The 8,500-nt window shown below is 38.6% G+C and carries 5 protein-coding genes; 3 read left to right on the top strand and 2 right to left on the bottom strand.

What is annotated here, in order from left to right:
• Positions 1-503: 503 nt before the first annotated feature.
• From VHE99_05370 to VHE99_05380, 3 genes are all read left to right on the top strand, one after another.
• Positions 504-2,894: a plasma-membrane proton-efflux P-type ATPase gene (locus tag VHE99_05370; GenBank protein HVV68448.1), complete on the top strand. Its 2,391-nt coding sequence runs from the start codon at positions 504-506 to the stop codon at positions 2,892-2,894.
• A gap of 485 nt (positions 2,895-3,379) precedes the next feature.
• Positions 3,380-4,585, top strand: a complete 1,206-nt coding sequence (locus VHE99_05375; GenBank protein ID HVV68449.1) for a cation:proton antiporter — start codon at positions 3,380-3,382, stop codon at positions 4,583-4,585.
• A complete protein-coding gene (locus VHE99_05380) occupies positions 4,566-5,705 on the top strand; it encodes a YbdK family carboxylate-amine ligase (protein HVV68450.1) in 1,140 nt (379 codons plus the stop codon). Before VHE99_05375 ends, VHE99_05380 begins: the two co-directional genes overlap by 20 nt.
• A 522-nt stretch (positions 5,706-6,227) precedes the next feature.
• On the opposite strand, the gene VHE99_05385 is transcribed toward VHE99_05380, so the two are convergent.
• Positions 6,228-6,668 (bottom strand): hypothetical protein, encoded by a 441-nt coding sequence (locus tag VHE99_05385; GenBank protein ID HVV68451.1) that lies wholly within the window; start codon positions 6,666-6,668, stop codon positions 6,228-6,230.
• Positions 6,669-7,801: 1,133 nt separating this feature from the next.
• Positions 7,802-8,374, bottom strand: a complete 573-nt coding sequence (locus tag VHE99_05390; protein HVV68452.1) for an FkbM family methyltransferase — start codon at positions 8,372-8,374, stop codon at positions 7,802-7,804.
• Positions 8,375-8,500: the final 126 nt, after the last annotated feature.

The following is an 8,500-nucleotide window of genomic DNA, read 5'->3' on the forward strand; positions in this document are numbered from 1 at the left end:
GTTCGGTAATGGCTTAAATACGCTATACTATATTCGTTTGTCGCCGAAATCACTGATTATTATTTGTTTATGCTAAGAGGATTCTGATATTTGCCAAAAAATTACATTATTTTAAATCTCAATGATTGTACTACCTAGGGTCTGTCGTCACACGCACCCCACTACGTCGTCCCGCGGCTTGTCCGCAGGAACTAGGGAGTCTGGCAGATTTTTTTTTGGCTTCTTAGCAAGTTTTATTCTCTTCTGGATCCCGCGGACAAGCCGCGGGACGACGTAGTGGGGTCGTGTGACGACAGGCCCCTAGTACGAGGGTAAGAAGGTTATCGACGGTTGAGCGAGTTTTTGATTTATAGAGCACCAGAAGCAAATCGCTATCACCCAGCATCTTAAACAATGGCAACGTTCAGCCTAACAAACAAGGTTGCTGGCATTGCATAATGTTGCGCATCTTGTTTCTAGCTTAAATCAATTAAATCCTAATTAACTAAATAAAAAAAGTTACTATGGAACTTCAACAAAATATGGATATAAAAACTGGACTGAATACCTTCCAAGCAGAAGCGCTTCTTAAGGAATTTGGTCCTAACATTATATTAGAAAAACACACCCCGCCACTCTTAAGATTTTTAAAATTCTTTTGGGGACCTATCCCTTGGATGATAGAAGTTGCCTTTATTCTTTCTGGAATCTTAAAGCGTTGGGAGGACTTCATCATTATTGGAGTCTTGTTATTACTCAACGCCAGCGTGGGTTTTTGGGAAGAATTTAAAGCGGACAATGCCATCAGTGCACTAAAGAAAAAATTGGCACTGACGGCTCGCGTATTGCGGGATGGAGCATGGACAGACATTGCCGCAGGCCAGCTGGTTCCTGGTGATATTGTTTTAATCAGACTGGGAAATATTATCCCCGCAGACATTAACCTATTAGAAGGAGATTATCTTAGCGTCGATCAATCCACTATTACCGGCGAATCATTGCCGGTGGATAAACAAGTCGGTGATACAATTTACTCAGGCTCCATAGCGCGTTTAGGTGAAATGTTAGGTATTGTCACCGCAACAGGCATGAACACTTATTTTGGGCGTACAGCAAAACTGGTTGAAACTGCAAGAACCATATCACATTTTCAAAAAGCCGTTTTAAAAATAGGTAAATTTTTAATTTTTCTGACGCTGTGCCTTGTGATAATTATCATGACGGTAGCCCATCTACGGCACGAAGCATTCTTACATTCATTGCTGTTTGCGCTAATTTTAACAATCGCCGCTATCCCAGTTGCTCTGCCTGCAGTTCTATCCGTCACTATGGCTGTGGGAGCTTTAAGGCTTGCTAAAATGAAAGCCATCGTTTCAAGATTGGTGTCAATAGAAGAAATGGCTGGCATGGACATATTATGCAGCGATAAAACAGGCACACTGACCCAAAATAAATTAACTATGGGAGAACCCATCCCCATTGATTGTCATGATAAAACTGAGTTAATAACTGCTGCTGCCTTGGCATCCAACCAAACATCGCCGGATATTATTGATGAAGCTATTTTGAACAACCTGCCTAGTAAAATAAGTTTGGCCAATTATCAAATAGCTAGATTTATGCCGTTTGATCCAAAACATAAGCGCACTGAAGCCGAAGTAAATCTAGCTGATAAAACTTTTACCGTATCCAAAGGTGCGCCGCAAGTCATTTCAGATATCGTAGATCAAATAGAAATTCGGAAAAAAGTAGATGAACAGGTTATTCAACTGGCTCAAAAAGGTTATCGGGCACTGGGTGTTGCCAAAAAAGACAATGAAAAGTGGCATTATCTTGGATTAATTCCTTTATTTGATCCTCCACGTGAAGACTCTGCTGAAACAATCAGCGTAGCAGAAAAAATGGGGCTTGAAATTAAAATGCTCACGGGAGATCACCTGGCCATTGCCAAAGAAATTTCTCACAACTTAGGATTAGGAGAAAATATTGTTTCAGCATCCCAATTATTTAAAGAAGAAGATTTAGATAGCAAAGAAAAAGAACAAATTGCTGAAAAAATTGAACAGGTGGATGGGTTTGCTGAGATTTTTCCAGTTCACAAATTCAATATCGTTCAGGCATTACAATCTCGCAATCATATTGTGGGTATGACTGGTGATGGCGTCAATGATGCACCGGCGCTTCGAGAAGCTGATGTTGGCATAGCCGTTGGTGGCGCTACCGATGCGGCGCGCGCCGCAGCAGATTTAGTGTTGACGGAAAAAGGGCTATCTGTCATTACAACCGCCATTGAAGAAGCGCGAAAAATATTTGAACGCATGACCAGTTATGCCACTTTTCGCATTGCGGAAACCATACGCGTGCTGTTATTTATCTCGTTATGTATTCTAGTATTTAATTTTTACCCAGTTACTGCTGTGATGATTGTGCTATTAGCCATTTTGAATGATTTTCCAATTATGATGATTGCTTATGACAATGCCAAAGTGGCTCCTCGTCCCGTGAGGTGGCGAATGTCGCGGATATTAATCACGAGTTCAGCTTTGGGCATAACCGGAGTGATAGAGTCATTTTTATTATATTTTATATTGCGGGAATTTACTGCGCTTTCCAGAGAAGTTATACAAACTATCATTTTTTTAAAGTTGCTGATAGCCGGACATTTAACCCTTTATATAACTCGCAATACAGGCGCCATCTGGCAAAAACCCTGGCCTAACTGGAAGTTAATTGTTGCAACTGAAACGACACAGGTGCTGGGAACATTGGCAGCTGTTTATGGTTTGTTTGTTGCTCCGGTTGGGTGGACTTATGCTTTGTTGGTATGGGGCTATGCCATTATCTGGTTTTTTATTGAGAGCGGGATAAAAATCCTCTTATACAAGGTATTAAGACTGGAACCCCCAACTTATTAGTGCTATTTTGGCATTAATATCGAACTATTTACTATAGCGGGGATGGCTGGAATGGTTGGCAGCACAACCAGTGCAATAATCACAGCTATATTATTGACAACAGAATTAACCTGGAATTTTTATTCGATCTTGCCGGCTATCGTTACAGCCATAACTGCATTTCTTTTGCGAAAGCAAATTTGTTCTGAAAGTATTTATACACTTAAATTAGTGAGACACGGTGTTAATTTAGCTAAATATAATGATTCAAGCAAATGAAAACCGCCATTGAAATCTACTATGGTTTTTTTTCCACAACGATAGTATATTAAGTCCCATTAAAAATGTTCTCCTTCTGCACTTTATCAATGGTTAGAACGTAACCTGGGACGACGTACCTGGGGTAAGCAATTACGTTAGAGCTTCATATTCACAGATAAACTCTGTGTTCAACACTTCCTATTCCTCATGATTTTTCGATTTAGCTAGCTTTAAAAGGAGACTCTATGAATATAAAAATAATTATCTTAAACTTAGCTTGGCCACTTACACTCCTGCTTGCTTGGCTCGCCGGTGAAATTGGTTACCGCTGGATGAAACTGCCTCGTATTAGTATTTATGCAGTTGTAGGTTTTATTTTAGCTCAATCGCAAGTAGGATTATTACCTCATGCTCCTTCTAATACGCTATTATTATTAGCAAATATTGCCTTTGGACTTATTCTGTTTGAAGCAGGATACTATATTAATCTGCACTGGTTAAGAACCAATCCATGGATAGGAATAACCAGCCTAGTTGAAACCACTTTAACCTTTGGTGCGGTATATGCATTAGCATACGGGTTTGGCTTGCCGGCTATTACTGCTTTTTTATTAGCAACCCTGGCGATGGCTACCTCTCCAGCTACTGTAGTACGCATTGTGCATGAACAACGTAGTGCTGGCCAAGTGACAGAGCGTGCGTTGCATCTTTCTGTGCTTAACTGTGTATTGGCAGTATTGGTATTTAAAATGGTTATCGGGTTATCAATATTTAAAGTTTCAGACTCACTGGGATCATCCGCTTACAACAACCTGCTTGTACTATTGATTTCTCTTGCATTAGGTGCATCATTTGGTGTCATTATCCCAATGTTGCTAAGAGCAATTCATCGAACTCACCAAGATTGTACGCTTGTTTTTGCGCTTTCTGTGATTTTTCTGGTAGCACTAACCCATAACCTTAAACTATCTCCTATCATAGCAACATTAACTTTTGGATTGGTGACGCGGCATCGACGTATCATTTTAAATCCTTCCCAGCGAGGTTTTGGCGTACTAGGGGATTTGTTAGCTATTCTACTATTCGTTTTTATCGCCACCACCTTGGAATGGCAGAAAGTGTATGCTGGAATCCTATTAGGGCTGTCCCTTATTGTGGTACGCTTCTTGGCCAAAACCATTGGGATTAGTCTTTTTGCACGTTTTAGCGGCATTACCTGTCGTAAAGGGTTGCTAGTCAGTTTAGCCATCACACCTATCTCAGCATTTGTAATCTTGGTTTTAGAGCAAACTCGTTATTTGGGAATTAATTTATTCGACCAGCTTGCTCCTTTAGCTGCCATAGCGCTCATCATGGAAATTTTTGGGCCAATTTTTGTTCAACGCGCACTATATTTAGCGAATGAAGTACCAAGTGTTAAGGAGCCTTCCTATGTTGATAGAGCCGTTTAAAACTTCTACTTCCCTCAGTATTGGTGTTGAATTGGAGTTACAGTTGGTGAGTCTCAGTAGTTTTGATTTGACTCCGGCCAGCCCCGATATATTGGAGTTGTTGCAACGAAAACAATTTCCTGGAGTAGTCGTACCTGAAATTACAGAAAGTATGCTCGAAATTTCAACTGGCATACATACTGAATACACTACTTTATTAACACAACTGGATGAGATGAAAAAAGCCTTAGTACGTACTGGAGAGCAACTCAATATCGGTATTTGCGGTGGCGGTACCCATCCTTTTCAAGTATGGTCAGAACAACGTATTTTTAGCAAACCTCGATTTCAAAAAGTCTCCGCACTATATGGATACTTAGCCCAACAGTTCACTATTTTTGGTCAACATATTCACATTGGCTGCACCAGCGGTGATGAGGCATTATTCCTATTGCACGCGTTGAACCGCTACGTACCTCACTTTATTGCACTATCAGCATCTTCTCCGTTTGTTCAAGGTAATGATACCTTATTTAATTCAGCGCGATTAAACTCCGTATTCGCTTTTCCATTAAGTGGCAGAGCGCCTTTTTTATTGCATTGGGAACAGTTTGAGCAAATTTATTTTGCTAAAATGATTCACACCGGTATTGTCAATAGCATGAAAGACTTTTATTGGGATATCCGGCCAAAACCAGAATATGGCACGATCGAATTGCGGGTTTGCGATACGCCTTTATCAGTAGAGCGTGCTGCCGCTTTAGCATGTTATCTGCAAGCACTTTGTCGCTATTTGTTGGAACGCAATGAACCTGATCCAGCTGAAGATGATTATCTGGTTTATAATTACAATCGTTTTCAAGCCTGTCGTTTTGGATTACAAGGCACTTTAGTACATCCTAAAACATACGAACAAATTTCGATACGTGAAGATGTATTGACGACGCTGCGCAAGCTACAATCCTACGGTGATATATTAGGTTGTACCATTGCTCTTGAGCATATTGAAAAAATTACTCACCAAGGTAGCGATGCCAGTTATTTAAGGCAGCAATACCAGGAATCAGGGAGTGTTGAAGGGGTGGTCGATGCTGCTTTGGAGCGGTTTAAACATGTTAAATCTAGTTATAACATAAGTTAAATTAAAACTAGCTGAGCAGAAATAATACTATAGGGCTTTGAGTTTACTTATTAATCAATTTTAGGATAATGCTTTTTATTTTGAGCCGTCAGATCGCATCGCTATGGCGCTAATCTACCATATAACAGATAAAAAGGAGCGAATATGCAAAAATAGAATGTCCGCCTTTCTATGGTTAGCTTAGTTGGTTTAACAGCGAGAACCAATAACAAGAATGAATTTAATCCTGAGACCTCAAAAATAGGACAATTAGCAGGCAGGTGCGTATTGGCGTGATCAAATAGCCAACCATATTATACATCGTGCCCAATAACACAATTATTGATATTTACATAGGAATTTAAAATTAAACAAATCACTTAAATTTTTAGCAATATTTTTAAAAAATCTACGCACTACTTTGGTTGATTACGCAGGAGAATCTTTATAAACTGGATTAAAATTTGCTTCCGTGCAACAAAACTATTTTGTGTTGATCTAGACGCGCTATAAATTGTGATTAACGTTGCAGAATCATTATCGTTAATTAATTATGTGTAGTACCAGGGTAGCTGGCGCCATTAACTTGGTAGTATTACTTTCAGCAATTACGGCGATATAAACAGTAGAATCAGAGCTATTAGGAATAGGGGAGATACCCTGTAAAATACCGTTAGAATTTAAAGCCAACCAAGGAGGGATTACCTCGTTAGGGTGTGAAAAATCAGCATAAAAAGTATAAGTATCCGTATTTCCATCAGAATCTATCACCATAGTATTTAAATTAACAGTACCATAGATGGTATTATACTGCCCATGAGGTAAAGTAGTTGTAATCCATACGGGCTTTCCAAGCACATTGTTAGAAGTATGAGCAGTTATCAGATTGGAATTTGTTTCTGCCATGGCTGCATTTGCTGATGTTATTAAACAAGTAAACAGAATAAACGCTATAGATAAGAATTTTAAAACAATTTTTTTCATCTTTGTTTGCTCCGATCAAAAAGGCATGAATGTTAGTCATTTAGCTTATGAGCCTGTATGAGAGCCAACTAATAGACTAACAAGTTGCATTTATTCTTTGAATCCGCCTGAACGCTTAACCTCATTCTTCTGATAATACATGTTAACAGTACCCCTTGACAATAGTATCCATAGTATCCTAAATCAAAACGTGCTAGGAAGCGTCAGCCTCCTAGCTACTTCCTAGTTAATAGCCTAGCTATAGACAAGAAGACAAGGGCATCGAAAAAGGGGTGTTTATAAGAGTTGGTTCAACTAATCGCCAAGCAGGTGCTATCTTAACTCATGAATTACAACGGGCAATCAACTATGATACTTTTGATGAGACCCCGCTTCCTACGGAAGCCATTGACTTCCGAGCTGCTTCCGAGCTATTTGCGCCCATACGTAAGCTGAAGCCCTCCGATTTACTCGAATGGTATTCGGGCTTTTTTCCGTGAATTTCAGATACGGATACTACTAATCAAAACGGTGCCGATAAGAGGGTTTAAAAGTACTACTATACTAAGCGTTCACAACGTTCTGATCTTCTACTTCTTGATAAATTAATCTGATTGTTTATATTTGTAATTAATGGCGTTCCAAATTTTACCACTAAAATGGAAATAATACCTGCTGTTATGCTACCAGCCACAACTTCGATTGCGCGCTTAACGGCTATTAATTCAGCAAACCAAATGGAATGTTATTGCAAAGCCGCAAGTAGTATAATCATACCCAGTAGCTGTTGCCAGTTTCCAATTATTACCGTAAGCGTTCAGCCAACCTTTCAATTACCCATAGGCATTGTGTGAACAAATAAGTGTGATAAAAATTATTCCCATAAAAGGTTCATTTCCTAGGAATAATATGTGCATAGCAGTTCACGAGTCCAAGTTAGACAAAACCTGAATGGGTTACAAGAATTTTAGGCCAAATTCTAAACTTCTTATGTTAAGCACTTTTTTGGCTATATTTTTAACAAAAAATGTCCATTTTTGAATATCGGCATTTATAGCTCCTTGTACGTTGCTGTAGCTCTCCGCTATAAATTCTCATCAAGGATTTATAACATATTTTTCACGAAGGTGAAGCTGTGGAGTATTTATGCTATCTTAGTTTGATAGGAGTTTTGAAAGAATGTTTTTATGTTTTTCTGTATGCAAAAAGAAAAAATTATACTTGTCGTTGTTGTTATCAATTTGAGTTAGATTTATCAATCTATCCTGTATAGCTGAGTAGCATTTATATCCCAAGCCAAATAACAAAGACATAACATCAGAGGTATTATAATCAAATTTTTTACACCATGGTTCATAAAGTTCAATATAAATAATGGGTTTTAATTTTTCTAAAGTAACTAACCCTCCTTGCAAAATAGAAAGCTCAGAGCCCTCAACATCGCATTTGATAATATCTAATTTGGTGATTTTTTGTTCTTGAACTACATCATCCATTCTTCTTAGCTTACAAGAAATACGATCTATGTTTTCGTGTTCAATAAGATTTTCTAATGAGGCTATAGCTGAACCTCCTCGGAAGTAATAAAACAATGCTTCTTGGTTGTTCTTGGCCAATCCAAAATTAAAAGGAATAACATTTTCTACGTCATTTAACCTTAAGTTATAAGTTAGATAGTTAAATGTCGCTGGAATTGGTTCAAAAGAATATACCTGGACTTTAGCCAATTATGCCGCTAAAGCCAGCTGATAAATCAAAGCATTAGCCTGATTGGCCGTAATTTTTAATAAATCACTCTCATTTTCAGACTTTGAAAAATACTTTTTGGTCAAAATTGATTTTCTGACCAGCGT

The organism is Gammaproteobacteria bacterium, from assembly GCA_035546635.1.
Lineage (GTDB): Bacteria > Pseudomonadota > Gammaproteobacteria > JAURND01 > JAURND01 > DASZWJ01.